Source organism: Bordetella genomosp. 13, assembly GCF_002119665.1.
GTDB lineage: Bacteria > Pseudomonadota > Gammaproteobacteria > Burkholderiales > Burkholderiaceae_B > Bordetella.
In genome coordinates this window covers 2202173-2226771 of sequence record NZ_CP021111.1, presented here as the reverse complement: position 1 = coordinate 2226771, position 24599 = coordinate 2202173, and the positions used below count along the sequence as shown (strand labels likewise).

Sequence of the window (24599 nt, the reverse complement as noted above, 5' to 3'; positions counted from 1 at the left end):
GGAGCCATAGAAGATGCAGCCAGGCAGTACCGACCGTGACCTGTGGATCTCCTGGGACGAGTATCACCGCCTGATCGAGCGCCTGGGCCTGCAGGTGTACCAGTCCGGCTGGAAATTCGACGTGATCCTGTGCCTGGCGCGCGGCGGGGTCAGGGTGGGCGACGTGCTGTCGCGCATCTTCGACGTGCCGCTGGGCATCCTGGCCACCAGCAGCTATCGCGAGGCGGCCGGCACCAAGCAGGGCGCGCTGGACATCGCGCAGTTCATCACCATCACGCGCGGCGCGCCGCAGGGCAGGGTGCTGCTGGTCGACGACATGGTCGACACCGGGCTGACCTTCAATCGGGTTCGCGAGCACCTGCAGAAGCAGTTTCCGGCTATCACCGAACTGCGCAGCGCCGTGCTGTGGTGGAAAGGGCATTCGCAGGCCACGCCCGATTATTACGTCGACAAGCTGCCCACCAATCCCTGGATCCACCAGCCCTTCGAAGACTACGACAGCCTGCGGCCTCACCAGCTCGAGGCCTGGATCCGCAAGGGCTCGGCCGACTGATTGTTCCGGCCCCGCCACGCCGGCGACACGTCTGTCGCTGTGCTTGATGAAAAGACTGGTGGTTTTCCCGGCACGCGTGCTAAACTCCCGGGTTACCACCGATCTTGTATCGGGATTTTTGCGTCATAGCCCCTTTTTTTGCCTGTCGGGCTGGCCGCGCGCATGGGTGTGCATAACTATGTGCAAACCGTGTGCATAACGCGTGTATGAGCATGTGCATTGTATGTGTACAAGCAGTGCGCAGCGAGCGGCTCTGGACGGGCACGAACTTTTTACCTTTCAACAGCAGGCCAACCACCTCTATGCCTATCGTTCGACTGAAGGAAAACGAACCGTTCGAAGCCGCTCTGCGTCGCTTCAAGCGCACCATCGAAAAGACCGGGTTGCTCACCGAACTGCGTTCGCGCGAGTTCTACGAAAAGCCCACGGCCGAGCGCAAGCGCAAGCACGCCGCCGCCGTCAAGCGCCACTACAAGCGGATTCGTAGCCAGCAACTGCCTCCGCGCCTGTACTGATCCCATCCGGGTCGGTTGCTCGCGGCAGCCTCTCTGATCCCAGAATTTATTGATCCCGGAATCATTCATTCAGGATCTGCTCGCCCGGGTCGACGTCGCGGACGTCGTAGGGCGATATGTGCAGTTGCGCAAGGGCGGGGCCAATCTGCTTGGCCTGTGTCCGTTTCATAACGAGAAAAGCCCTTCCTTCACCGTCAGCCCCACGAAGCAGTTCTATCACTGCTTCGGCTGCGGAGCCCATGGCAGCGCCATCACGTTCCTGATGGAACACACCGGCGCCAGCTTTCCCGAAGCGGTTCGTACGCTGGCCGGCTCGGTGGGCATGACGGTTCCCGAAGAACCTCGCAGTCCTCGCCTGCAGGCCGAATCGGCCCGCCGCAAGGCCGAGGTCTCCCGCCATACCCAGGTGCTGGATGCGGCGCAGGCGCACTACCTGCGCCAGCTGCGCGCATCGCCGCAGGCTATTGCCTACCTGAAGCAGCGTGGCCTCACCGGCGCGATCGCCGCGCATTTCGGGCTGGGCTGGTCCGGCACCGACCGTCACGGCCTGGCCAAGGTCTTCGACAACTACGACGATCCCACTCTGGTGGAAGCCGGGCTGGTCATCGAGTCCGACGATGGCCGCCGCTATGACCGCTTTCGCGAACGGGTCATGTTCCCGATCCGCAATGCGCGCGGCAGCCTGGTCGGATTCGGCGGCCGGGTAATCGGCAAGGGCGAGCCCAAATACCTGAACTCGCCCGAGACGCCGGTCTTCTCCAAGGGGCAGGAGCTCTACGGCATGTGGGAGGCCCGCCAGGCCATCCGCCAGGAGGGCGTGGTGATCGTGGTGGAAGGCTACATGGATGTGGTCGGACTGGCGCAGCTGGGCATTGCCAACGCGGTGGCCACGCTGGGCACGGCCACCACGCCCGAGCACGTGAAGAAACTGCTGCGCGCCAGCGACAAGGTCGTCTTCAGCTTCGACGGCGACAAGGCGGGCCGGCGCGCGGCCTGGCGCGCCTTGCAGGCGTGCCTGCCGGTCCTGCGCGACGACATCAGCATCCGCTTCCTGTTTCTGCCGGCCGAGCACGATCCGGATTCCTACGTGCGCGAATTCGGCGGCGATGCCTTTCGCGCCAGCTTGGGCGAGGCGGCGGCCCTGTCGCGTTTCCTGCTCGACGAACTGGCCTCACGGCACAACCTGGGCGAGGCCGAGGGGCGCGCCAGTTGCCTGCACGAGGCCGGTCCCCTGTTGGCGACCATACCCGAATGCGCCCTGAGACTGCAGATCGAGCGCGAGCTGGCGCGTCAGGTGATGCTGACGCCCGAGGAAATGGCGCAGGTGCTGGCCCGCCAGCAGAAGTCGCGCGGGCCTCTGGCCGGAAATGCGATGGGCGCCGAACCGCCCGCGCAGGCTCCCGCCGTTCGCAAAGCGGCTGTCGGCGACGGCGGCGGCGCTCGCGACAGCTACGCTGGCGAAGAGGGGCCGCCGTCGTGGGAGCACGACGGCCATTTCGCGCCCGACGGCTATCAGCCCGACTACGACGTCGAGCCTTATGTCGACATGGATCCCTACGGCGGCGACTCGCAGCAGCACGGCGAACCCGGCGGTCGGCAAGGGCGCGGCGCCAAGAACGAGTGGAAGGGCAAGGGCGATTGGAAAGGCAAGGGCGACTGGAAGGGCAAAGGCAAAGGCGACTGGAAAGGTCGTCGCGACGAGGGCGAGCGCGGTTTCGAGGGGCGGCGCACCATGCCCTCGCTGGCGCGCAAGCTCCTGTGCCTGCTGCTGGCCCATCCGGAACTGGTCGACGGAATGGGTGACCAACAGCTTGAAGTCATCGACCGCGACCCCCATCTGGGATTGGTCAGGGACCTCATCATGCTGGCGCAGTCCAGCGGCGCTCGCCATGTAGGAGCGCTGCTCGAGGCGGCCGACGCCGATTCCGACCTGTACGTGGCGCTGAAGGGGCTACGCGCCGAGATCCTGGCCCAGGAAGACCTGCCCGAACCGCAGGTCGAATGGAACGACGCCCTGCGTCGCATCGAGTACGGCACCGTCCAGGGCGAGATCGCGGCGCTGGCCAGGCAGGGCCTCGGTTCCGAGGAGGCGCTCCGCCGGTACCAGGAACTGTCGGCACGATTGCTGGTCTTAAAAAATGCGGGGACGTGCTAATTGCGGTAATATTTAGGGTTTTCGTTCAAGGGTGCTTGCCGCACGGGTGCCATAGGCGTTGCGATTGTGCAAGCAGGACCGGAACCGACGTCGAACTGCAGTCGATTACGTGCAGCCGATTACGTGCAGCCAACTACGTGCCAGCCGATCATGTGCCAGCCCACTACGTGCCGGCCGACTACGGAATGACGGGGAGAACCCGGAAGAGACCGAGGGAACACCGCGGGGCGGGCCGGGCCTACGATGGCGCCGCCGTAGGCCGTTATATAGCCAGGTGCCAGTTTTGCTGGCATGCGCACGAAGCCTGGCGCGGAGCTGTTACCGGTAGTTGCCTTCAGTTGCTCGCGCCACTAGGCGGGCCGCTGGGTTTCCGGCAAAGTTTGTATGCGGTAGGTATTTATTACCAGAATTGTCAGTAATGCAGTATGCCAGACGGCAAGTCAGGCGGTTCGATCCGTACCGGCTGCCGGCGGCGAGGCAGGAAGTTGTATTGCGTCGAACAGCGATGCGCGGATGATCCGGCAAGCTGGCCAGCCTGTTACAGGCACGACAACTTCCCCCGCTGCCCGGTCGGACGCCTCGAACGGAATTGCGATGCCACATGCCTTCGTGCCCCAGCGGGCCGGAGAAGGCAGGGCTAGGCTCTCCGAGCCGTGCCGCGCCCAACGCGGTCGCGCGATTCCAGCCGGAACTGCCGGTTTTACCCGTGCCTGGACGTTGCGCGAGGGGCTCGCGCAGCGACGTGCACGTGAATCAGCCTCCCTATATGGGTTGCGATGACGACGGAAGCGATTATGACCAGACCCACAGGCAAATCCACCTCTGAAATCGATACGGACCAGGTCCCGACCAAGTCGGCCGGCCGTGCCGTCAGCATGGCGGCGGAAAAGGCGCCTGCCAAGGCTGCGGTGAAGGTCGCGAAGACGGCGGCCAAGACCGCCGCCAAGAAGGTGGCTGCCGCCGACAAGCCGGCTGCGCGCGCGAAAAAGGCCGAGGACAAGCTCGCCGACCTGGTCGGCGCCGCGCGTCCCGCTGCCGGCGGCACCGGCCGCCGCCCGGGTCGTCCGGCGAAGAACGCCAACAACGACTCCGACGGCTTCGAGGATCCGATGGACGGCGAGGGCGAAGTGCTGCCCGACCTGAAGCCGCCCAAGCGTGGCGGCAAGCGCGGCAAGGGTGATCCCAAGGATCTGATCGCCCGCGGCCCCGTCACGCCCGAAGAATACGAAGCGCGCCGCAACCGCCTGAAGCAGCTGATCAAGCTGGGCAAGGACCGCGGTTATCTCACCTACGGCGAAATCAACGACCATCTGCCCGACGATCTGGTCGACGCCGAAGCCATCGACGGCATCATCAGCACGTTCAGCGACATGGGGATCGCGGTCTACGACCAGGCTCCCGACGCCGAAACCCTGCTGATGAGCGAGAACGCTCCGGTGGCCTCGAACGATGACGACGTCGAGGACGAAGCCGAGGCCGCGCTGACCACCGTGGATTCCGACTTCGGCCGCACCACCGACCCCGTGCGCATGTACATGCGCGAGATGGGTTCGGTCGAGCTGCTGACGCGCGAAGGCGAAATCGAAATCGCCAAGCGCATCGAAGACGGCCTGAAGCACATGGTGATGGCCATCTCCGCGTGTCCGACCACCATCAACGAGATCCTGGCACACATCACGCGCGTGCGTGAGAACCAGGTGCAGATCGATGAAGTGGTCGACGGCCTGGTCGATCCGGAAGACGGCGAGGAGTACGCCGGCGCCGGCGTGTCCGCCGACGAGGACGAGAACGACGAAGGCCCGGCGGGCGGCATGTCCAGCAAGCAGCTGGAAGATCTGCGCGTGAAGGCCCTGTCCAAGTTCGACGAAGTCGGCCGCCAGTTCGAGCGCATGCGCCAGTCGTACGAGAAGGACGGCTACAAGTCCGACGCGTACGTCAAGGCTCAGGAAAGCATCCAGAACGAACTGATGGGCATCCGCTTCACGGCCAAGATGGTCGAGAAGCTGGCCGATACGCTGCGCAACCAGGTCGAAGAGGTGCGCCAGCTCGAGCGCGCCGTCCTGCACACCTGCGTGGACCGCGCCGGCATGCCGCGCTCGCACTTCCTTAAGGTGTTCCCCGGCAACGAGACCAACCTGCAGTGGGTGATCGACGAGGCGGCCGCCGGCCATCCGTACGCCGAGACGCTCGAGCGCCAGATTCCTGCCGTGCAGGAACTGCAGCAGAAGCTGATCGACCTGCAGACCCGCGTGGTGCTGCCGCTGAAGGACCTCAAGGACGTCAACAAGCGCATGGCCACCGGCGAGGCGAAGGCCCGCAAGGCCAAGCGCGAAATGACCGAGGCCAACCTGCGCCTGGTGATCTCCATCGCCAAGAAGTACACGAACCGCGGCCTGCAGTTCCTGGACCTGATCCAGGAGGGCAACATCGGCCTGATGAAGGCGGTGGACAAGTTCGAGTACCGGCGCGGCTACAAGTTCTCCACGTACGCCACGTGGTGGATCCGCCAGGCCATCACGCGCTCGATCGCCGACCAGGCCCGCACCATCCGCATTCCGGTCCACATGATCGAAACGATCAACAAGATGAACCGGATCAGCCGCCAGATCCTGCAGGAAACGGGCGCCGAGCCCGATCCCGCGACCCTGGCGCAGAAGATGGACATGCCCGAGGACAAGATCCGCAAGATCCTGAAGATCGCCAAGGAGCCGATCTCGATGGAAACGCCCATCGGGGACGACGACGATTCGCATCTGGGCGACTTCATCGAGGACACGTCCACGCTGGCGCCTTCGGACGCTGCGCTGCATGGTTCGATGCGCGATGTGGTCAAGGAAGTGCTAGACTCGCTCACCCCCAGGGAGGCCAAGGTGCTGCGCATGCGCTTCGGCATCGAAATGAGCACCGACCAGACGCTCGAAGAGGTCGGCAAGCAGTTCGACGTCACCCGCGAGCGCATCCGTCAAATAGAGGCCAAGGCGTTGCGCAAACTGCGTCACCCCAGTCGCGCCGACAAGCTCAAGAGCTTCCTGGAAGGGCAGTAAGTTTTCAGGGCCTCTAGCTCATGCCTGGTTAGAGCAGCGGACTCATAATCCGTTGGTGCCGAGTTCGACTCTCGGGGGGCCTACCAAGACGCGGAAAGGGCCGGCGGGCATATGCCCGCCGGCCCTTTTTCATGCCGCCGGAGCCCGCGCTCGACGCTCATCGTTGCTCACATCGGTCATGGATGGTGACCTGTGGACGAGCGGTATTGACCTACCATGGTCATACGACGTTGAACAGGAGACTGGCATGACGCAGAAAAAAGATGCATCCGCCGAAGAGATCCAGCAGGCGGTGCAGCAGGCGGTGAACCGCATGACCCGGTCGATGGGCAGTGCCGAGGTGGTGATTCCGCCGCCGCTGCTGATCGAGGACGCCGGGGCTGGCCCCAACTGGGACATTCCGCGCTACGACGGCGACAGCATCTACGAAGAAGTGGTGCGCCGCGTGGTGCGCGATGCGCAGGCGGAGTATCGGCTCAAGGTGGAATGAAGGCGCCGATCGCGGGCCGTGAAAGGCCCGCGAACGCGTGACGCGCGCACATGCATGGCGGCCATGGCGCCTCCTCCGCGGGCGATCTTCTACAATGGCGGCTCGTTTCAGCAAGAGTTCCGCCATGTTCAAGCACCTGATCGCCGGCATCGCGCTGGCCGCGGCCGGTTTCGCCGCCCATGCCGATTATCCCGAACGCCCCATCCGGCTGATCGTGCCTTTCCCGCCCGGGCAGGCCACCGACATCTTCGCGCGCGCGCTGGCCGAACGCCTGGGCGCCGACCTGAAGCAACCCATCATCGTCGACAATCGCGCCGGCGCCGGCAGCAACATCGGCATGACGCAGGCGGCACGTTCGCCCGCGGACGGCTATACGCTGGTCGTGGCCGGCAGCGCTGCGGCCGTCAACCAGACGCTGTACAAGAAACTCGACTACAGCCTGTCCGATGACTACGATCCGGTATCCGGCATGTTCTCGGTGCCGCTGGTGTTCCTGGCCAATCCCAAGTCGGGCATCAAGACGATGGGCGAGCTGGTGAACACGGCGCGCGCGCAACCCGGCGAGCTGGCCTACGCCAGCGCCGGGGTCGGCGGCACCCAGCACCTGTCGGCCGAGATGTTCAAGGCCGCCGCCGATCTCGACATCCGGCACATCCCGTACAAGGGCAGCGGTCCGGCACAGGCGGATTTCCTGGGCAACCAGGTGCCTCTGATGGTGGACTCGGTCACCGCGGCCATGCCGCACGTGCAAAGCGGCAAGGCCATTCCCCTGGCCGTCACCACGGCCGAACGGCTGCCCCAGATGCCCGACGTGCCTACCGTGGCCGAGTCCGGTTATCCCGGCTTCGAAGCCATCGGCTGGGCGGTTGTGCTGGCGCCGCAGGGTACGCCGAAGTCGGTGATTTCGCTGCTCAACGTCCGCATCGGCGCTCTGCTCGCCACGCCTGCCATGCAGGCCTACCTGCGCGAACGCGGCGCCGAACCGATGATCATGACGCCCGCTGCCACGGCTAGCTTCGTGCAGGGCGAAGTCAAGAAATGGGGCGAGGCGGTGAAGGCTTCCGGTGCGCAAGTCGATTGAGCACGAGGGGCGAGCGCGCAATCCAGGCCAGCGTGCCGCACAGGTACACAAAGTGCTGGCCTAGTGCGCCGCTTTGTTACGAATCCGTCGTATTCCTGCGCCATTCGCAGGGCCCGAGTTGTGCACGCGACGTCTTGTTGCCGCTCAGTGGTGCATAATCCCTTGAATCCGTTCCGCCTGGCGGCAGGGCCTCCGCGCGATACGCGCACGCCGCGGCCCAGCGCCGGCCGCCAAGACAATCTGGAGAACCTCCCGCCATGACCTTTCCCGAGCGCCGACCCGTCATCTCGGAACTGCTCACCGGAGAGCGGCGCTTTCAGCTGCTGGTCGAGGCCGTGAAAGACTACGCCATCTACATGCTGGATGCGGATGGATATATCAGCAGCTGGAATTCAGGGGCCGAACGGTTCAAGGGCTACACGGCCAACGAGGTCATCGGCCGCCATTTCTCGCTGTTCTACACGCCCGAGGACCGCGCCGCCGGCATGCCCCGCAAGGCGCTGGATATCGCGGCGAACGAAGGCCGCTTCGAAGCCGAAGCGTGGCGCGTGCGCAAGGATGGGTCGCGTTTCTGGACCCACGTCGTCATCGATCCCATCCGTACCGAATCGGGCGAGCTGATCGGATTCGCCAAGGTCACGCGCGACATCACCGAGCGCAAGCGCGCCGCCGAGGAAGTCCAGAAGGCTCGCGACGAACTGCACCATGCGCAGAAGATCGAGGCCATCGGGCGGCTGACGGGCGGCGTCGCGCACGATTTCAACAACCTCTTGACGGTGATCCGGTCGTCGGCCGAACTGCTGCGGCGTCCCACTATCACCGACGAAAAGCGCACGCGCTACCTGAACGCCATCATCGAGACCGCCGAGCGCGCCGCCCTGCTGACGCGGCAGCTGCTGGCATTCGCGCGCCGCCAGCCGCTGGCGCCCGAGTACTTCGACGTGCGCGAGCGTGTCGAAGGCATGCGCCAGTTGATCGGCACCACGGTGGGTGCGCTGATCAAGGTGTCGGCGACGATGTCGCGGCAGCCGTGTGTCGTGCATGCCGACCCCGGACAGTTCGAGGCGGCGCTGCTGAACATTGTCATCAACGCCAAACACGCGATGTCCAAGGGCGGCGAGCTGCATCTCGACGTCGACCTGGTGGACGGGCTGCCGTCGACGTCCAGGCACGCGGCGGCGCCGGGCGTCTTCGTGGCCCTGTCCGTGCGCGATACCGGCGAGGGCATACCGGCCGACGTCATCGAACGCATCTTCGAACCGTTCTTCACCACGAAAGCCATGGACAAGGGTACGGGCCTGGGGCTCAGCCAGGTCTATGGCTTCGTCAAGCAATCCGGCGGCGACGTCGACGTGGCCAGCGCGGTCGGAGAGGGCACGACCTTTACGCTGTACCTGCCCAAGGCGGATCGCGACACCCTCGAGCAGTCGTCCGCCTCCATCCACGGCGCGGCGTCTCGCGAGTTGCCGGGACGCAAGATCCTGGTGGTCGAGGACAACGAGACGGTCGGCGCGTTCGTCAGGAACCTGCTGATCGAGATGGGGCAGGAGCCGGCCTGGGTGCTGGACGCGGCCGCGGCGCTGCGTGCCCTCGAAGAGGAGCAGGGCGGCTTCGACATCGTGTTCACGGACGTGGTGATGCCCGGCATGAATGGCGTCGAGCTGGCCCAGCGGATACGCGCGCAATGGCCGTCCATCCGCGTCATCCTGACGAGCGGCTACAGCCACATCCTGGCCGAGCAGGGCTCGCATGGGTTCGAACTGGTGCAGAAGCCGTATTCGCTCGATCTGCTGATGGCCACGCTTTCGAAGTAGCCCTACCTGGGGGCGATGCGCGTAGAATCGGTGCACCCGGTGTATTCCTGACGCCATGCCGATCGCTTATCTGCGCCAATTGACGGGCCACGCCCGCAGTCCACAGGCCAATCGGCAACTGGCTTGCTACCTCACTTTCGTGGCGGGCGCCACCAATGCCGGCGGGTTCCTGGCGGTGCAGCAGTACACCTCGCACATGTCCGGCATCGTGTCCGGCATGGCAGATTACGCGGCACTGGGCTGGAGCGGCCTGTTCCTGCAGGGGCTGGGCGCGCTGCTGTCATTCATGGCCGGCTCGGCCGTGTCCGCTGTCATCATCAATCTCGCCCGGCGGTCGCACCTGCGCAGCGAATACGCGCTGCCGCTCGTGCTCGAGGCCATCCTGCTGGTGTGCTTTGGCCTGCTGGGCGGTCATCTGGGGCAGTCGCGCTGGCTGTTCGTGCCGGTTACCGTGATGGTGCTGTGCTTCATCATGGGCTTGCAGAACGCCATGGTGACCAAGGTGTCGCGGGCGGAGATCCGTACCACGCACGTCACGGGAATGGTCACCGACGTGGGCATCGAACTGGGCAAGCTGCTGTACTGGAATGCAGCAGCGTCGGACGAGCGTACGCCATTCGTGCGTGCGAACCGCGAGAAACTCAGGATGCTGGGCGCGCTGATCCTGCTGTTCTTCGCCGGCGGCGTGAGCGGCGCATTGGGCTTTGCGCAGGTTGGCTTCGTGGCCACGCTGCCGCTGGCGGCACTGTTGCTGGTGTTGGCGGCCGTGCCCGTGTTCGACGATCTGTGCCGCCGGGGCGCCCGGCCCGAGGCGCCGCAATGACGGCTTCAGCGCTTGTCGCGCGAGGCGGCGGCCGGGTCTGGCCTGGGCGCGCAGCTGAACGTGACGATGGCTTTCTTGGGCATCAGGCCGGTCGCGTGGTTGGAGGTGGTCTCGGGACGCACCATGCGCTGTCCCCTGTCGCGGCAATAGGCCTCGGCCCGCTCGCGGGTGGCGTTCTTCAATTCGACCCACGTCATGGCCTTCATGCCGGCGTTGTACGACACGCGATACTGGTCGTGCCCGACGGGCGTGACTTCGCTGATGCTGGAGCAGGCGCCCAGCAGCAGGCAGGACAGCAGGGAAAGATGGCGCAAGGGCTTCACGGGGTACATGATCCTTTGGATACAGCGCACAGTTTAACGGAGCGGCGCCTGCGTCGGCGCGCGCGGCGAGGCCGCGCGGCTGCATGCTAGCATCCGCCCGATACACGCCTGCGAGGTAATCATGGATCAGCAAGAACAGATAGCCGTCATCGTCCATACCATTTCCCATCAGGGCGGCCGCATCGATGCGTTGAACGCCACCCTGGGCGCGCTGCTGCACATGGCCAAGGCCACCCCGAGCCTGCGCGAAGCCATCGAGGCGCAGTTGGAGCAGCAGTATTCCAGCCTGCTGGCGCGCTCGGAGAACCCGCAGTACGTGGCCGGCTTCGAAAGTGTGCGCGATCGGGTGCTCGCCACGCTGAAGTAAGCCGCGGCCCCGTGACTTGCCCACAGCTTCTGTGGACAAGTCTTGGGATAGTGCTGGAACAGTGCGGAAATATGCTTTGCGCTCAAGGGCTTGCATGCCGTGCGCAAGCCGGGCGCGTTCAGGCCGCGGCGCGCGCGGTGCGCGGCACTTCGGCGGCCACCGCGTCGGCCAACAGGCGCACGGCGCGCGCCGTGGCGGCGGTGTAGTCCTCCGCGCAACTGACGCGCAGGAAGTGGTCGTAGCGGTCGGAGTTCGAGAACATGGCTCCCGGGGCGACGCGCACGCCGTCACGCAGCGCGCGTTCGAAAACGCCCGTGCCGGACGTGCCGGCGGGCAGTTCCACCCACAGCAGCATGCCGCCGGACGGCGCGTTCAGGCGCGTGCCTTCGGGAAAATGGCGTGCGATGGCGTCCGCCATCTCTTCACGCTGGTTGCGCACCCTGACGCGCAGGCGCGCCAGGTGCCGGTCATATGACTTCGAGCCCATGTAGTCGGCTACCGCCGCCTGCGCCAGCGGCTCGTTGGGCCGAGTCTGCGCGAACTTGAGCATCTCGATGCGTCTGCTCCAGCGGCCCCCCAGCATCCATCCCAGCCGCATGCCCGGCGCCAGCGTCTTGTGCATCGAGGCGCAGTAGATGACGTTGCCCGTGGTGTCCCATGCCTTGAGCGCGGGAGGCGGACCGGCATCGCCCAGGGCGCCATAGGTATCGTCCTCGATCAGCGCCACGCCGCGCCTTTCGCACAGCGCCACCAGGCGTGCCTTCTCGGCATCCGGCATGACGCAGCCCAGCGGGTTGTGATGGTTGGGAATCGTGACGACGGCGCGGATGTCCGGATAGGCCTGCAAGGCCAGGTCCAGCGCGTCGACGGACATGCCATGCTGCGGCCGGGTGGGCACCTCGAGCGCCCGCATGCCCAGGCTTTCCAGCACCTGCAGCAGACCGAAGTACGTCGGCGACTCCACCGCGATGGTGTCGCCTGGCCTGGCCACCGCGCGCAGCGCAAGGTTCAGCGCTTCGATGCAGCCGTGCGTGACGATGACTTCGTCGGGATGAGCCTGCACGCCGATCTCCAGCGCGCGGCGTGCCAGCACTGAACGCAAGGCGGGATGGCCTTGCGGCGGCACGCGGCTGCACAGCATCTCGGGATGCCGCCGCAAGGCCCGCATCATGGCCTGCTTGAGCGCCTCGACGGGAAAGAACTCGGCGGGCGGCGCCGCCATCGCGAAGTTGGAGCCGCTGCCCATGGCTTCGCAACGGGCGATGAACGCGGACACGCGGTCGTGGATGCCCACGTATTGCGCGGGATCGGGCGTACGCGAGACGTCGGGTTCGCGCACCGGCGCCAGGACGGGGCGGCGCGGCCGCAGCACGAAATAGCCCGAGCGCGGCCGCGCCTCGACCAGGCCTTCCTCCTCCAGCCGGCGGCAGGCCTGCACGGCCGTCGACAGACTGACGTGGTGGGACTGCATGAGGCTGCGCACCGAGGGCAGGCGATCGCCCGGCGCCAGCACGCCGCCGAGGATGGCGCGGCGATAGTGCGCGGCCAGGCGCAGGTAGAGGGAGTCGGTTTCCATGGGGGCAGCATGCCTCGCGGACGGGGCGGCGGTACAGGCACAGATTGCGGGATTACTCACCATAACAGAGTCGCGGCTCGAACCCTGTAGCGCTACAGAAACCGGCGGCGTGTGCCTGTTTCGCCTGCCATGGCGTGCGTAGGCTGTGTGCATCCCTCATCAAGCTGGAATCGCCGTCATGCATGTCCCCGAAACCGACCATAGTCTCTCCCTGCAGCCGGGCCAGCAAATCCGGCTGACAGCCGCCGCGGGCGCGCTGATCGTCTGCGCCGACGGCGCGGTGTCGCTGCTGGAAACCGCCGCGCGCCGTGCCGACGACTGGAGCGTGCTGCCGGAACCCGTGCGCATGCCGCTGGCGGCGGGACAGGTGCATCGCGTCGAAGAGGCCGCCGTGGTGGCCCTGCATACGCAGGGCGGCGCGCGCCTGTTTTATGTGGCCCCGCCACCGCCTATTCGGCGTTGGCTGCGAGCCCGCGTGCAAGCGATCTCAAAGTACGCTATAATCTTTTTCTTCAGACGCGGGGTGGAGCAGTCTGGCAGCTCGTCGGGCTCATAACCCGAAGGTCGTAGGTTCAAATCCTGCCCCCGCAACCAGACAGTCGCGCAGCATGCGCAAATCGAAAGAGCCGCCCGTAGGGCGGCTTTTTCGTTTCAGGGCGGCTTTTTCGTTGCACTGCGGTTTTTCATTGCGCCTGGTCGACGGCGATTGCTGGCTGAATGAACCGCGGCATCCTTGGCGTTTTCCCTTGCATCACATCTGCCCGCCTGCGTCGCGCCTGCGATACGATGGGCCGGTCCGCGCCGCGTCGGAGAGCCTGGACCAACCAGAGGAGGGCTGCATGGGTACCGCAAAGTACAACCATCCCGGCTATATCGTCGATCTGGGCGAGCAGGGCTGCTATCAGGTCGGCTTATGGCTGCCGCACGGATATCCCCCGCACATACACATCGGCCGCCAGGACACGCCCGAGACGGCGTTGCTGCGCCTGCGCATCGCCGACAGTGTGTTCCAGTCTCTGTCGGACGACATGGAGACGTTGTGCCGCCGTGCCGTGCGGCAGGTGGTGGACGAAGGCCTGCTGAATGCGTCGCACGCGTTCCAGGAAACGCGCTTCCACCCCGATACCGAGCCCTGGCAGGGGCCGATGGCGCTGGCTCCGGCCTAGCCCGGTGCCGCGCAAAGCGTGCCGCGGCCGCACTCACTTCAGCAAGGAGATGCCATGAAGAACAAGACCCTGATGGTTGCGCTGCTCGTGGTGACGGCGCTGGCGGCGGGATGCAACACGATATCCGGCGCGGGCAAGGACATCGAGCGCGGCGGGCAGGCCATCCAGAACTCCGCCGAGCGTAACAAGTAGTCGTACACGCGCGACAGCGCGCATCGTTACAGGGCCGCGTGCCGCATGCCGCGGCCCTTGTGTATGGGGCTGATGCATAATTCGGCAATCGTGGTGCAGGCAGGGACAGTAATGCGCAGACTTCATTGGATTGGAATCGTGGCCGTTGCCGCGGCGCTCGGCGGGTGCGCCAATACCGGCTTGCAGGAAGAGCCGGGCATATCCGACACCTTCAGCGTGGCGGCCGATTATCAGGCGGCCTATCGGCGCGCGGTCGAGTACGTGCGCGTCTGCCATGAGGGACGCAAGCACCGCTACGGTACCGTGTACCTGTCGAGCCGCGAACTGGGCGTGCGCGACGCTCCGAACACGCTGCGGATCCACAAGCAGGGCGAACCGCTGCGCATACTCGAAGTCATCCAGACTGCCATGGACGGTCCGTCCTCCTCCAAGGTCACGGTCACGGTGCTGGGTACGGCGCCGTGGGACAAGGACGAGTTGGCGGCCGCACGGCGCTCCATCGAAACCGCCACGCCCGTGTGCCGGGCCCTGGAATAGCGCATGGGCGGTGCGCCATACGCGCTGCTGGGCGCGGCGATTCGCATGGCCGGCTGGTTGAACGGCCTGGCCGCGCTCGCGCTGGCCGGCTTTTCCCTGGGCGTTATCGGCGGCGACGTGGCGCCGCCCGACGACCTCCAGGTTCCCCTGACGTTCTTCCTGGGCGGCTTGCTGGCCACCGGCTTGGCCGCCCTGATGGCGTTCCTGGCCCAGCTGGGATGGTTGCGCCGGCGGTCCGACGGGCGCGTGCCGGTGCGCTGCCGTTTCGCGCTGCTGTTGGGGCTGTTGGCATACCTGGTGGCACTGGCCGGTTTCGGAGGCGGCTGCTGGACCTCGCTGACCGAAGAGGCCGCCGATGACAGCGCAGAGCCGGCGCCGTCGGCGGCGTACTACACGCAGATCGTCGCCCCTGCGCAACAGCCGGCCGCACGACCGGGCGGCGGCAGTTGAGTTTTCCGGTGGACGCTCGCGTGCATGCGGCGTAATATGCGCAATGCGTATATTTCTTGCCTGAGGCGCCGCCATGTCCATCTCCCAGCAAGCTTTCCTGCGCGACGCGATGCGTCGCCTGAACCTGACGCGCGATGTGTTCGCCGCCCGCATCGGCGTCAAGCGCCGCGCGCTCGACACCTGGCTGCTGCCGGAGGGTTCGCAAGAGTATCGCGCCATGCCCGAAGTGGTGGAGCGCTTCGTCAGCGAGATCGTGCAGAACCGCGACCTGCTGGAAAAATATACGCAGAGCGCACAAGCCGGTCCGCTGCGCGAACGCATCGCCGTGGATGGCAAGCATCAGCTGCTGTCGGTGGACCAGTTCTCGCGCGAGTCGGTGGAAGACCTGTTCCGCGTCGCCGACATGATGCAACCCATCGCGCGTCGGCAGAAAGTGTCGCGCGTGCTCGAGGGCGCGGTGCTGGGCAACCTGTTCTTCGAGGCCAGCACCCGCACGCGCGTCAGCTTCGGCGCGGCATTCTGCCGCCTTGGGGGCTCGGTGTGCGACACCACGGGCTTCACCTTCTCGTCCATGGCCAAGGGCGAGTCCATTTACGACACCAGCCGCGTGATGAGCGGCTACGTCGACGCCATGGTGATCCGCCATCCCGAGCACGGCTCGGTGGCCGAGTTCGCGCAGGCCACCAACATCCCGGTGGTCAATGGCGGCGACGGCCCGGGCGAACATCCCAGCCAGGCGCTGCTCGACCTGTACACCATCCTTACCGAGTTCTCGCGCCTGGGCAAGCTGCTGGACGGCGCGCACATCGCGATGGTGGGCGACCTGAAGTACGGCCGCACCGTGCATTCGCTGATCAAGCTGCTCGCGCTGTACAAGGGGGTGAAGTTCACGCTGGTGGCGCCGCGCGGGCTGGAGATGCCCGCCGAGATCGTCGAGAAGGCCGCGCGCAACGGCAACGTGATCGAGCAGAGGGCGACGCTGGCCGAAGGCCTGCCCGGCGCGGACGTGATCTACGCGACCCGCGTGCAGAAAGAGCGCTTCGCGGCCGAGGAGGCCGAAGGGTACACGCCCGATTTCCAGATTTCGCGCGAGACCATCGACACTTACTGCTCGCCCGACACCATCGTCATGCATCCTCTGCCGCGCGACAGCCGCCCAGGCGCCAACGACCTCAGCGTCGACCTCAACCACGATCCGCGGCTGGCCATCTTCCGCCAGACCGACAACGGCATTCCCATCCGCATGGCCATCTTCGCGGTGCTGCTGGGCGTGGAAGGCCTGGTGCAGCATTCGATGCGCGACGTCACGTGGAAGCATCCGTCGCACATCGGGCCGGACGATTCGGTGTTCCACGGCCTGGACTGAGGCTGATGGCAGCGCACCTCACGGTGCGCGTGCGGGCAGGAAGAAAGGGCGCCGTTAGGAAATGCGGCGCCCTTCGTCATGGTGCTGCGCGTTCGTCAGCCGCGCTTCTCGCCGCCCAGGGCTTCGACCAGGTCGGCCAGCAGCTTGGCCAGTTCGCCCGTCATCAGCGTCATGTCGGAATCGAACTTCTCGTCGTCGTTCTGCATGACGGTGTCGGCGCCTTCTTTCAGCACGTCCAGCGGCGCCACGCGCTTGATGTCCAGCGACTCGGTCAGCACGAAGGACACGCGGTCGGCCCAGGTCATGGCGAGCCGCGTGCACTGCTTGCCCGACTGGATGTGGCGGCGCACGTCTTCGGCGTCGATGGTGTGCTTCACGTAGCGGATCGCCGCGCGGCTCTCGCCCGACGAGCGCAGCTCGGTGTCCTGGTCCACCGTGAAATTGGCCGGCGGTTCGTCGGCGGCCAGCCAGCCCGTCATGGCCGCCGCGGGCGATTGCGCCACGTACAGGTTCTCCAGCGGCAACGGGTCGACGGTCTTGGCCAGTAGCCCGATCACTTCGTCGGCCTTGGCCGAGGCCGCCGCGTCGATGACGAGCCAATGGTTCACGGTGTCGATCCACACGCGCGTGTCGCGATAGATGCTGAAGGCGCGCGGCAGCAGCTCGTCGGTGACGCGCTCCTTGATTTCCTTCATCTGCTTGCGGCCGGGCTTGTAGCCTTGCTGCTCTTCGATTTCCTGGGCGCGCGCCTTCGCCACCTGGTTGATGACCGTGGTGGGCAGCAGCTTCTTCTCGGCGCGCAGCGTCAGCAGGATCTGCTTGTTGATGGTGTGGGAAAGCCCGCCGCCCTCGCGCGGGGCGATCCAACCCAGACTCTGCATTTCGAGGTTGTTGCCGCTTTGGTAGGCATGCCGGGCAAGGCTGTCTTCAAGCTGCTCGCCGGTCAGCGTCCACGGCGAGGACAGTCGGTAGATCCTGAGATTCTTGAACCACATGGCGTCGGGCAAAAGCCTGGATTCTATACGACCCGACGTTTTTCCATGGCTGTATCCGTGCCGTTTCCTGCGACACCATCTGTCACGGACAGGGGACGGATGATCCGGTACTGTGCGCCTCACCAACAACCCGGAAGGAGGAAGCGCCATGAAGCCTGCAACCATCGTGGGCGCCGTGCTCATCGTGCTCGGCATCGCCGCACTCGTCTACAAGGGCTTCGACTACACCTCGGAAGAGACCGTGCTGCAGGTAGGCTCGGTCAAGGCCACGGCCGAAACCGAGAAGTCCGTTCCCATCCCCGGCTGGGCGGGCATCGCCGCCATCGTCGTGGGAGTGCTGGTGGTCGGCGTCGGCATGCGCCGCTGAGCAGGCGGGGCGCGAAGGCGGCGCCTTCGCGCCCCTTGCCTCATTGCGTTGCGTCGCCACATCTGCCGACGACGCTGCTTACTTCTGCCTGTCCCTGTGTTACCTTCGGGCGCGTCGATATTCCGACGTGACTCCAGGGGATTATCTTGGCTGACGCAGGCAAACCGTTTTACAGCGGCTCGCGCCGCCAGTTTCTTCAAATCACCGGAGCGGGTCTGTTGGCAGCGGCATTGCCCGCCTGCGGCAGCGACGACGACGAGTCCGACTTTTCCGGCACGGTCGAGTGGGGCCGCCAGGCCATCGCGCAGGCGATGCGCGCGCACCCCGACACCGCCGCCGTCTCCATCGCGCTGTTCCATGACGAGGACATCGTCTGGCAAGAGGCCTTCGGCCAGTCCGCGCCCCAGGCCGGGCGCGCGGCCACCATCGACACCCGCTTCAACGTCGGCTCGGTGAGCAAGGTGCTGGCCGGCCTGACGGGCGTCATCCTGCAGGACCAGGGGCGACTCGATCTCGACCGTCCCGTCGCCGAGTACCTGTCCGATTTCACGATGCTGTCGCCGGCGTACACGCGGATCACGTCGCGCCATCTGCTGTCGCATGCGTCCGGCCTGCCCGGCACCCACGACGCCAACGTCTTCTCGTTCGGCCCGGTTCCTGGCTACGCCGAGGCCGCCGCGGCAGGTTTTGCGCACTATCACCTGAAGCACGCGCCGGGGCAGTTGCAGGTCTATTGCAATGACGGCTTCACCCTGTTCGAGCGCGTCGTGCTGGAGGTATCCGGCCTGAGCTATCCCGCGTTCGTGCAGCGGTACATCCTCGACCCCCTGGACATGAACCGGTCCGGCTATGTGCTCGCGCCTTCCGCCGAGGGCACGTATGCCCATCCGTACCGGGACGGCAGGCAGTATCCGCAGGAGGTCTGCAACGCATACGCCACGGGCGGCCTGTGCGCCACGCCCGGCGACATGATGAACCTGGCCCGCATGTTCCTGGACCGCGGCATGTACCGCGGCCGCCGCATCGTGTCCGAAGCCGGCATCGCCGCCATGGCGGCGGACCAGAGCGCCACCACCCGCATCAATCCTTCGCCGGAGTGGCGCTGGGGCCTGGGCTGGGACAGCGTCCGGCAGCCGGGCCTGGACGCCGCGGGGGTGCTGGCGTGGGAAAAGAACGGCGGCACCGCCTTCTTCTCGACCGAATTCTTCGTGATCCCCGAGGCGCGGCTCGGCCTGCTGCTGACGGGCAGCCAAGGCTACGATCCGCTGCCCATCGCCGAAGGCGTGCTGCTGCGCGCGCTGGAAGACGCGGGCAGGCTCCGATCGCTGCCGTCCACCGTCGACCGTACGCCCGAATCTTCGGCTTCGGCGCCGGCGGACGTCGCCGATGCCGCCGGCATCTATGGCAATTATCAGGCGCCGATCAGAGTCCAGGTGCGCGACGGCGGCTCGACGCTGGCGCTGTCCACCTGGCGCGACGGCGCGTGGACGCCCACGAACGCCGGCATCGACGAATACCGCTATCGCGCCGACGGATGGTGGCAGAGCGGTACCGCCGGCGCGCCTGCATACCGGTTCGTCGTGGCCGAAGGCATGGACGAGGAGGGCTTGTCCTATCGTTATCGCTACCTCGTCATGCGCGTCGCGCCCGGTGCGGGGGTGGCGTTTGTCACCATGCCCATCGGGCAGCAGTTGGCGGCACGCGCGCCGCTGTCCTCAGCCTGGCGCGCGCGACTGGGGTCGCGCTGGCAGGTCACCAACGAGGCGCCCGAGTCCGTCGCGCTGGAACTGGACGACGGCGTGCTTCTCGAGATCGGCGAACTGGACGACCTGCCCGGCTACGTGTTGGTGGGCGGGGCGCAGCTGCTGATTCCGATGGACGACCGGCGGGCCGGCATGTCGGTCAAGGTGCCGGTGAACCACGGCCGCGACCTGAAGGAGATCGTGTTCGAAGGCGGCGGCACGCCGGTCATGCGCATTGGCGGAATGATCTACGCCCGCGCGGACGTCGACGCCTGAGCGACCGGCCCGACCGCGGATAAAAAAAGGCCCGGCAACGTGGTGCCGGGCCCGTACGGGGCACACAATGCCGTGTCAGTAAGGCTCGCGGGGGACACGGCATCGGTGTCAGAAAATGGTCCTGCCTTCGCAAGGCAGGGGATCGATTGCCCTGGGAAGACTTGCAAGACCGTGATCTGAGGCGCCAGTCTAAATCCGATGGGCTGACATCACCCTGAACCCTGCGGTCTCTGTCACAGGCGCCGTGGCCGGCGGCCGGAAGCGGCAAAAAATGCCCCCACGCCTCGCCTGCGGCTTGCTGCCCCCCGAGGGGGCTTTTTGCCTTGGGGCGGCCCGGCGGCAAAAAAAAAGCTCCCCGCCGGGGAGCTTTGTAAAGAGCCAGGCTGGCGCAGCGGTCCAACCCGGCGGGGGAAAAATCAGGCGTTGATGTCGTTGTCCTTGCTCTCGCGCACGAACAGCGTGCCGATCACCAGCGTCATCACCGCGATGATGATGGGGTACCACAGACCATCGTAGATGTTGCCCGTGGCTGCCACGACCGCGAAGGCCACCGGAGGCAGGAAGCCGCCGAACCAGCCGTTGCCGATGTGGTAGGGCAGGCTCATCGAGGTGTAGCGGATGCGGGTCGGGAACATCTCGACCAGCATGGCGGCGATCGGTCCGTACACCATCGTCACGTAGATCACCAGGATGGTCAGCAGCAGCACCACCATGACCGTGTTGGTCTGGGCCGGATCCGCCTTGGCGGGGTAGCCATGGCTGCGGATGGCGGTGGTCAGGGCCTTGTCCAGCTCGGCAGCCTTCACCTTGAACTCGGCGGGCGCCATGTTGGCGCCGTCGAACGACTGGAACTGGTCGTTGCCGATCTTCACCATGGCCACCGAACCCGCCGGAGCGGCCTGGTTCTGGTAGTTCACCGAGTTGCGCGCCATGAACGACTTGACCACGTCGCAAGAGCTGGTGAACGAGGCCGTGCCAACCGGATTGAACTGGAACGAGCACGTGGCCGGGTCGGCGATGACGGTGACCGGCGCCGAGGCCTGGGCGGCTTCCAGCGCGGGGTTGGCGTAGTGCGTGAGACCCTTGAAGATCGGGAAGTACGTGACCGCGGCGATCAGGCAGCCCGCCATGATGATGGGCTTGCGGCCGATCTTGTCGGACAGGGCGCCGAACAGCACGAAGAACGGCGTGCCGATGAGCAGCGCGACCGCGATCATGATGTTGGCGGTGTTGGCTTCGACCTTCAGCGTCTGCGTCAGGAAGAAGAGGGCATAGAACTGGCCCGTGTACCACACGACGGCCTGGCCGGCGGTCAGGCCCAGCAGCGCCAGGATCACGACCTTCAGGTTGGACCACTTGCCGAACGCGTCGGTCAGCGGCGCCTTCGAGCCCTTGCCCTCAGCCTTCATGCGCTGGAAGGTGGGCGATTCGTTGAGCTGCAGCCGGATCCACACCGAGATGCCGAGCAGGACGACGGAGATCAGGAACGGGATGCGCCAGCCCCAGGCGCGGAAATCGTCTTCGCCCAGTACCAGCCGCACGCCCAGGATGACCAGCAGCGACAGGAACAGGCCCAGGGTCGCGGTGGTCTGGATCCAGCTGGTGTAGAAGCCGCGGCGGCCATGCGGAGCATGCTCGGCCACGTAGGTGGCCGCGCCGCCGTACTCGCCGCCCAGCGCCAGGCCCTGCAACAGGCGCAGGATGATGAGGATGGCCGGCGCCGCGATGCCGATGCTGGCGTAGCTGGGCAGCACGCCAACGAGGAACGTCGACACGCCCATGATCACGATGGTGACCAGGAACGTGTATTTGCGGCCGACCAGGTCGCCCAGGCGGCCGAACACCAGCGCGCCGAACGGGCGCACGGCGAAGCCGGCGGCGAAGGCCAGCAGCGCGAAGATGAATGCAGCGGTGGGGTTGACGCCGGAAAAGAAGTGCGCGGCGATGATGGCCGCCAGCGAACCGTACAGATAGAAGTCGTACCACTCGAATACCGTGCCGAGGGACGACGCGAAGATCACGCGTCGCTCTTCGCGCGTCATGGGACGCGGCTGCGCGGAAGGGGTGCCGCCTGCCAGGGTGCTTGTGCTCATGGTGTCTCCTCGTTAGGCCGGTGGTCTTCCACCGTGCTCGCTCCGGCTACGGGAATACCTCGCGCCGGATTGCCATACAAGGTAGAAAACGAGGCTGACTCGGTTCTGACGTAACCCTTACACAGGACTTAAATTTGCAACAAATGTTTTCTGCGACTATGGCGCGGCTTGGTCCGCCGGCTCGTCGTGCCGCGTCGGGAAGGCGACCCAGATCCGCGTGCCGGGCAGGTCGGAGAAGGGCGTGGGGTGATCGTCGATGCCGAAGCGGGCGCGATGCTTCTGGGCGATTTCGCGCACGATCGCCAGGCCCAGCCCGCTGCCATCTGACTGGGTACCCAGCACGCGGTAGAAGCGGTCGAACACCCGCGTGCGTTCGGCGGCGGCGATGCCGGGGCCCGAGTCCTCGACCTCCAGCAGGCCTTGTCCATGGTCGTTGCGCACGCGCACGGTGATGTGGCCGCCACGCGGCGTATATCGCAGCGCGTTGTCGATCAGGTTGTTCAGCAGTTCGGCCAGCAGGATCTGATTGCCGTTGATGAGCACCGGGGCCTCTGCATCCTCGAAACCCAGGTCGGTGGACAATGCCAGGGCCTGCGGCACCCAGTTCTGGATCTGTTCGTAGGCGATGGCGTTGAGGTCCACCGGCGCCAGTCCCGCCGAATCGGGATGCTCGGCGCGAGCCAGCAGCAGCAGTTGATTCACCAGCCGGGTGGCGCGTTCCGAACCCGTGACCAGCTGGCGCAAGCTGGACTGCATCTCTTCGGGACTGGCATCGCGCAGCGCCAGCTCGGCCTGCGTGCGCAGGCCCGCCAGAGGCGTCTTCAGCTGGTGCGCCGCGTCGGCCACGAAGCGGCGCTGCGCCTCCACGTTGGCGGACAGCCGGTTCAGCAGGTCGTTCATGGCACCCACCAGCGGCGCGATCTCGGAGGGGGCGGCCCGTTCGTCGATGGGCGACAGGTCGTCTGGCCTGCGCGCGCGCAGGCGCTGCTGCAGCGCGTTCAGCGGCGCCACGCCGCGGCTCAGGCCGAACCACACCAGCAGCACCGCCACCGGCAGCACCACGAACTGCGGAATGATGACGCCCTTGATGATGTCGTTGGCGAGCCGCGTGCGCCGCTCGACGGTTTCGGCCACCAGCACCAACGCGGGCTCGGCGCCGGGCAGGCGCAGGTCCACCCAGGTATAGGCCAGCCGCACGCCGAAGCCGCGCAGCGCCTCGTCCGCATACAGCACCGTGCCGGGCTGCGGCGAACCCAGTTCGGCGGGCAGCGGCAGGGCGCGGTCCCCGCCCAGGTATTCGCCATGGCTGCCCAGGGCCAGCCAGAACACGCTGCCCGTCTCGTCGACGCGCAGTACCTCGCGCGCCGGGTCGGTCATGCGCAGCACCGCGCGGCCGTTCTCGGCATGGATCTGGTGAGTCAGCACCCGCAGGCTGTTGGCCAGCGTCTGGTCGTAGGGGACGTTGGCGATGTTCTGCGCCACCACGTAGGTGATGGCCACGCTCATGGGCCACAGCAGGAACAGCGGCGCGAGCATCCAGTCCAGGATCTCGCCCAGCAGCGAACGCTGCGGGGGCGTGAAAGCGGGGCCCTGCGCGCCTCCGGACAAGGCGTCCAGCGCTTCCTGGTTCAGCGGTTGCGTCGACGGGGCTTCGGCTGGCGGGTCGCCCGCAGGGCGCGAGGCGCCCATCCGGCGGGCGGCAAGCCGAAGGCGCGGCGTGGGAGCCTTCCCGGGTGGGGCCTTCTCAATGGGTGAGCTGTGGGACGGCACCCTGTTCGCGCTCCAGGCAATAGCCTAGTCCGCGCACCGTGATGATCTTCACGCCGCTCGGTTCGAGTTTCTTGCGCAGCCGGTGCACGTAGACCTCGATGGCATTGTTGCTGACTTCCTCGCCCCATTCGCAAAGATGGTCGACCAGCTGCGTCTTGCTGACCATGCGGCCGCTGCGCGCCAGCAGGATCTCGAGCAGGCTGACCTCGCGGGCGGAGAGGTCGAGCGTCTGGTCGTCCACCGTGGCGATGCGGCCGGTCTGGTCGAATACCAGGCGGCCGTGGCGCACCATCGTGGACCCTCCGCCGGCGCCGCGTCGCGTCAACGCGCGCACGCGCGCCTCGAGCTCGGACAGGGCGAAGGGCTTGGCCATGTAGTCGTCGGCGCCCAGGTCCAGTCCCTTGACGCGTTGCTCGATGCTGTCGGCGGCGGTGAGGATGAGCACCGGCAGCACCGAATTGCGCACCCGCAGGCGGCGCAGCACCTCGAGGCCGGGCAGGTGCGGCAGGCCGAGGTCGAGGATGAGCAGGTCGAACGGCTGGATGGCCAGCGCGGAGTCGGCGGCCAGGCCGTCGCCTACCGCGTCCACCGCATAGCCGTTGTGGCGCAGCGAGCGGGACAGGCCGTCGGCCAGGATGCTGTCGTCTTCAGCGATCAGGATGCGCATGCGGCGTTGTCTCGGAATAATTTGACTTAATGGGGCCGGCACAGCGAATGGCCGCATTCTGGCACAGCCCGCCCCGCTTGCCACTGCGGGTATACGTGGAAAATCCTGGCGCACTGTTTTTATATCCAGTATAATCCGGTGCAATAATGCCGCTCGAATGATGTTGCTCGAACGATGTCGCTCGAACTTTATCGCCATGGCTTGCGCCATGGGCACGGCACAGGAAGGATTTCACAG

21 protein-coding genes, 2 tRNA genes and 1 pseudogene are annotated in these 24599 nt (G+C 66.2%); 18 read left to right on the top strand and 6 right to left on the bottom strand.

Features of this window, described 5'->3' with window-relative positions:
• The first annotated feature begins 13 nt into the window (after positions 1-13).
• From CAL15_RS10085 to CAL15_RS10045, 9 genes and pseudogenes are all read left to right on the top strand, one after another.
• Complete coding sequence (locus CAL15_RS10085) at positions 14-553, top strand: phosphoribosyltransferase (RefSeq protein WP_086078465.1); 540 nt, start codon at positions 14-16, stop codon at positions 551-553.
• Between the two features lie 302 nt (positions 554-855).
• Complete coding sequence (rpsU, locus tag CAL15_RS10080) at positions 856-1068, top strand: 30S ribosomal protein S21 (RefSeq protein WP_006218592.1); 213 nt, start codon at positions 856-858, stop codon at positions 1066-1068.
• 49 nt (positions 1069-1117) lie between these two features.
• Positions 1118-3223 carry a DNA primase gene (gene dnaG / locus CAL15_RS10075; RefSeq protein ID WP_086078464.1) on the top strand — a complete coding sequence of 702 codons (2106 nt, stop codon included), beginning with the start codon at positions 1118-1120 and terminating at the stop codon, positions 3221-3223.
• A gap of 794 nt (positions 3224-4017) precedes the next feature.
• On the top strand, positions 4018-6267 hold the full coding sequence (rpoD, locus tag CAL15_RS10070) for an RNA polymerase sigma factor RpoD (RefSeq protein ID WP_086078463.1): 2250 nt from the start codon (positions 4018-4020) through the stop codon (positions 6265-6267).
• Positions 6268-6274: 7 nt separating this feature from the next.
• Positions 6275-6353: transfer RNA gene (locus CAL15_RS10065), tRNA-Ile, on the top strand.
• 161 nt (positions 6354-6514) lie between these two features.
• Positions 6515-6757, top strand: coding sequence for a hypothetical protein (locus CAL15_RS10060; RefSeq protein ID WP_086078462.1), 243 nt, complete (start codon positions 6515-6517; stop codon positions 6755-6757).
• Between the two features lie 124 nt (positions 6758-6881).
• Positions 6882-7838: a Bug family tripartite tricarboxylate transporter substrate binding protein gene (locus CAL15_RS10055; RefSeq protein WP_086081028.1), complete on the top strand. Its 957-nt coding sequence runs from the start codon at positions 6882-6884 to the stop codon at positions 7836-7838.
• Positions 7839-8095: 257 nt separating this feature from the next.
• Entirely contained in the window at positions 8096-9652 is a 1557-nt protein-coding gene (locus tag CAL15_RS10050) for a PAS domain-containing sensor histidine kinase (RefSeq protein WP_086078461.1), read from the top strand.
• Between the two features lie 55 nt (positions 9653-9707).
• Positions 9708-10439 (top strand): annotated as a pseudogene (locus CAL15_RS10045) (YoaK family protein); the annotation flags it as partial.
• A 41-nt stretch (positions 10440-10480) separates the two neighbouring features.
• On the opposite strand, the gene CAL15_RS10040 reads toward CAL15_RS10045, so the two are convergent.
• Positions 10481-10798: a hypothetical protein gene (locus CAL15_RS10040; RefSeq protein WP_232468174.1), complete on the bottom strand. Its 318-nt coding sequence runs from the start codon at positions 10796-10798 to the stop codon at positions 10481-10483.
• A gap of 121 nt (positions 10799-10919) precedes the next feature.
• Between CAL15_RS10040 and CAL15_RS10035 the strand changes: the two genes are divergently transcribed.
• Positions 10920-11165, top strand: a complete 246-nt coding sequence (locus CAL15_RS10035; protein ID WP_086078459.1) for a hypothetical protein — start codon at positions 10920-10922, stop codon at positions 11163-11165.
• A gap of 118 nt (positions 11166-11283) precedes the next feature.
• Here CAL15_RS10035 and CAL15_RS10030 read toward each other — a convergent pair whose 3' ends face one another.
• A complete protein-coding gene (locus tag CAL15_RS10030) occupies positions 11284-12741 on the bottom strand; it encodes an aminotransferase-like domain-containing protein (protein ID WP_086078458.1) in 1458 nt (485 codons plus the stop codon).
• Between the two features lie 517 nt (positions 12742-13258).
• On the opposite strand from CAL15_RS10030, the gene CAL15_RS10020 reads away from it, so the two are divergent.
• The 6 genes from CAL15_RS10020 (at position 13259) to CAL15_RS09995 (ending at position 16452) form a co-directional block, all read left to right on the top strand.
• Positions 13259-13335: transfer RNA gene (locus tag CAL15_RS10020), tRNA-Met, on the top strand.
• A 245-nt stretch (positions 13336-13580) separates the two neighbouring features.
• Positions 13581-13907, top strand: a complete 327-nt coding sequence (locus CAL15_RS10015; RefSeq protein WP_086078456.1) for a hypothetical protein — start codon at positions 13581-13583, stop codon at positions 13905-13907.
• A gap of 54 nt (positions 13908-13961) precedes the next feature.
• On the top strand, positions 13962-14099 hold the full coding sequence (locus CAL15_RS10010; protein WP_086078455.1) for an entericidin A/B family lipoprotein: 138 nt from the start codon (positions 13962-13964) through the stop codon (positions 14097-14099).
• A gap of 111 nt (positions 14100-14210) precedes the next feature.
• Positions 14211-14636, top strand: coding sequence for a BPTD_2524 family lipoprotein (locus CAL15_RS10005; protein ID WP_086078454.1), 426 nt, complete (start codon positions 14211-14213; stop codon positions 14634-14636).
• Positions 14637-14639: 3 nt separating this feature from the next.
• Positions 14640-15086: a hypothetical protein gene (locus tag CAL15_RS10000; RefSeq protein WP_198299197.1), complete on the top strand. Its 447-nt coding sequence runs from the start codon at positions 14640-14642 to the stop codon at positions 15084-15086.
• Between the two features lie 73 nt (positions 15087-15159).
• A complete protein-coding gene (locus tag CAL15_RS09995) occupies positions 15160-16452 on the top strand; it encodes an aspartate carbamoyltransferase (protein WP_086078453.1) in 1293 nt (430 codons plus the stop codon).
• A gap of 95 nt (positions 16453-16547) precedes the next feature.
• Here the strand turns inward: CAL15_RS09995 and CAL15_RS09990 are convergent, their stop codons facing one another.
• Complete coding sequence (locus CAL15_RS09990) at positions 16548-17447, bottom strand: recombination-associated protein RdgC (RefSeq protein WP_086081027.1); 900 nt, start codon at positions 17445-17447, stop codon at positions 16548-16550.
• Between the two features lie 148 nt (positions 17448-17595).
• Here CAL15_RS09990 and CAL15_RS09985 point away from each other — a divergent pair, with 148 nt between their 5' ends.
• Positions 17596-17814: a hypothetical protein gene (locus CAL15_RS09985; RefSeq protein WP_086078452.1), complete on the top strand. Its 219-nt coding sequence runs from the start codon at positions 17596-17598 to the stop codon at positions 17812-17814.
• Positions 17815-18032: 218 nt separating this feature from the next.
• Positions 18033-19832, top strand: coding sequence for a serine hydrolase domain-containing protein (locus CAL15_RS09980; RefSeq protein ID WP_232468173.1), 1800 nt, complete (start codon positions 18033-18035; stop codon positions 19830-19832).
• 416 nt (positions 19833-20248) lie between these two features.
• On the opposite strand, the gene CAL15_RS09975 is transcribed toward CAL15_RS09980, so the two are convergent.
• The 3 genes from CAL15_RS09975 to CAL15_RS09965 all read right to left on the bottom strand — a co-directional run bounded on the left by CAL15_RS09975 (position 20249) and on the right by CAL15_RS09965 (position 24362).
• Positions 20249-21925 carry an MFS transporter gene (locus tag CAL15_RS09975; protein ID WP_086078451.1) on the bottom strand — a complete coding sequence of 559 codons (1677 nt, stop codon included), beginning with the start codon at positions 21923-21925 and terminating at the stop codon, positions 20249-20251.
• A 156-nt stretch (positions 21926-22081) separates the two neighbouring features.
• Entirely contained in the window at positions 22082-23461 is a 1380-nt protein-coding gene (locus CAL15_RS09970; RefSeq protein ID WP_086081025.1) for a sensor histidine kinase, read from the bottom strand.
• Positions 23462-23669: 208 nt separating this feature from the next.
• Entirely contained in the window at positions 23670-24362 is a 693-nt protein-coding gene (locus CAL15_RS09965) for a response regulator transcription factor (RefSeq protein ID WP_086078450.1), read from the bottom strand.
• Between the last annotated feature and the right edge of the window lie 237 nt (positions 24363-24599).

Excerpts from the sequence above, each read along its gene's own strand:
- CAL15_RS09985 (WP_086078452.1), top strand. The coding sequence starts at position 17,596 with ATGAAGCCTGCAACCATCGTGGGCGCCGTGCTCATCGTGCTCGGCATC.
- CAL15_RS09965 (WP_086078450.1), bottom strand. The coding sequence starts at position 24,362 with ATGCGCATCCTGATCGCTGAAGACGACAGCATCCTGGCCGACGGCCTG.
- CAL15_RS10015 (WP_086078456.1), top strand. The coding sequence starts at position 13,581 with ATGGGTACCGCAAAGTACAACCATCCCGGCTATATCGTCGATCTGGGC.
- CAL15_RS10035 (WP_086078459.1), top strand. The coding sequence starts at position 10,920 with ATGGATCAGCAAGAACAGATAGCCGTCATCGTCCATACCATTTCCCAT.
- CAL15_RS10085 (WP_086078465.1), top strand. The coding sequence starts at position 14 with ATGCAGCCAGGCAGTACCGACCGTGACCTGTGGATCTCCTGGGACGAG.
- CAL15_RS10050 (WP_086078461.1), top strand. The coding sequence starts at position 8,096 with ATGACCTTTCCCGAGCGCCGACCCGTCATCTCGGAACTGCTCACCGGA.
- CAL15_RS10010 (WP_086078455.1), top strand. The coding sequence starts at position 13,962 with ATGAAGAACAAGACCCTGATGGTTGCGCTGCTCGTGGTGACGGCGCTG.
- CAL15_RS09970 (WP_086081025.1), bottom strand. The coding sequence starts at position 23,461 with ATGCTCGCGCCGCTGTTCCTGCTGTGGCCCATGAGCGTGGCCATCACC.
- CAL15_RS10060 (WP_086078462.1), top strand. The coding sequence starts at position 6,515 with ATGACGCAGAAAAAAGATGCATCCGCCGAAGAGATCCAGCAGGCGGTG.
- rpoD (WP_086078463.1), top strand. The coding sequence starts at position 4,018 with ATGACCAGACCCACAGGCAAATCCACCTCTGAAATCGATACGGACCAG.
- rpsU (WP_006218592.1), top strand. The coding sequence starts at position 856 with ATGCCTATCGTTCGACTGAAGGAAAACGAACCGTTCGAAGCCGCTCTG.
- CAL15_RS09995 (WP_086078453.1), top strand. The coding sequence starts at position 15,160 with ATGTCCATCTCCCAGCAAGCTTTCCTGCGCGACGCGATGCGTCGCCTG.
- CAL15_RS10030 (WP_086078458.1), bottom strand. The coding sequence starts at position 12,741 with ATGGAAACCGACTCCCTCTACCTGCGCCTGGCCGCGCACTATCGCCGC.
- CAL15_RS10005 (WP_086078454.1), top strand. The coding sequence starts at position 14,211 with ATGCGCAGACTTCATTGGATTGGAATCGTGGCCGTTGCCGCGGCGCTC.
- CAL15_RS10055 (WP_086081028.1), top strand. The coding sequence starts at position 6,882 with ATGTTCAAGCACCTGATCGCCGGCATCGCGCTGGCCGCGGCCGGTTTC.
- CAL15_RS09990 (WP_086081027.1), bottom strand. The coding sequence starts at position 17,447 with ATGTGGTTCAAGAATCTCAGGATCTACCGACTGTCCTCGCCGTGGACG.
- CAL15_RS09975 (WP_086078451.1), bottom strand. The coding sequence starts at position 21,925 with ATGAGCACAAGCACCCTGGCAGGCGGCACCCCTTCCGCGCAGCCGCGT.
- CAL15_RS10000 (WP_198299197.1), top strand. The coding sequence starts at position 14,640 with ATGGGCGGTGCGCCATACGCGCTGCTGGGCGCGGCGATTCGCATGGCC.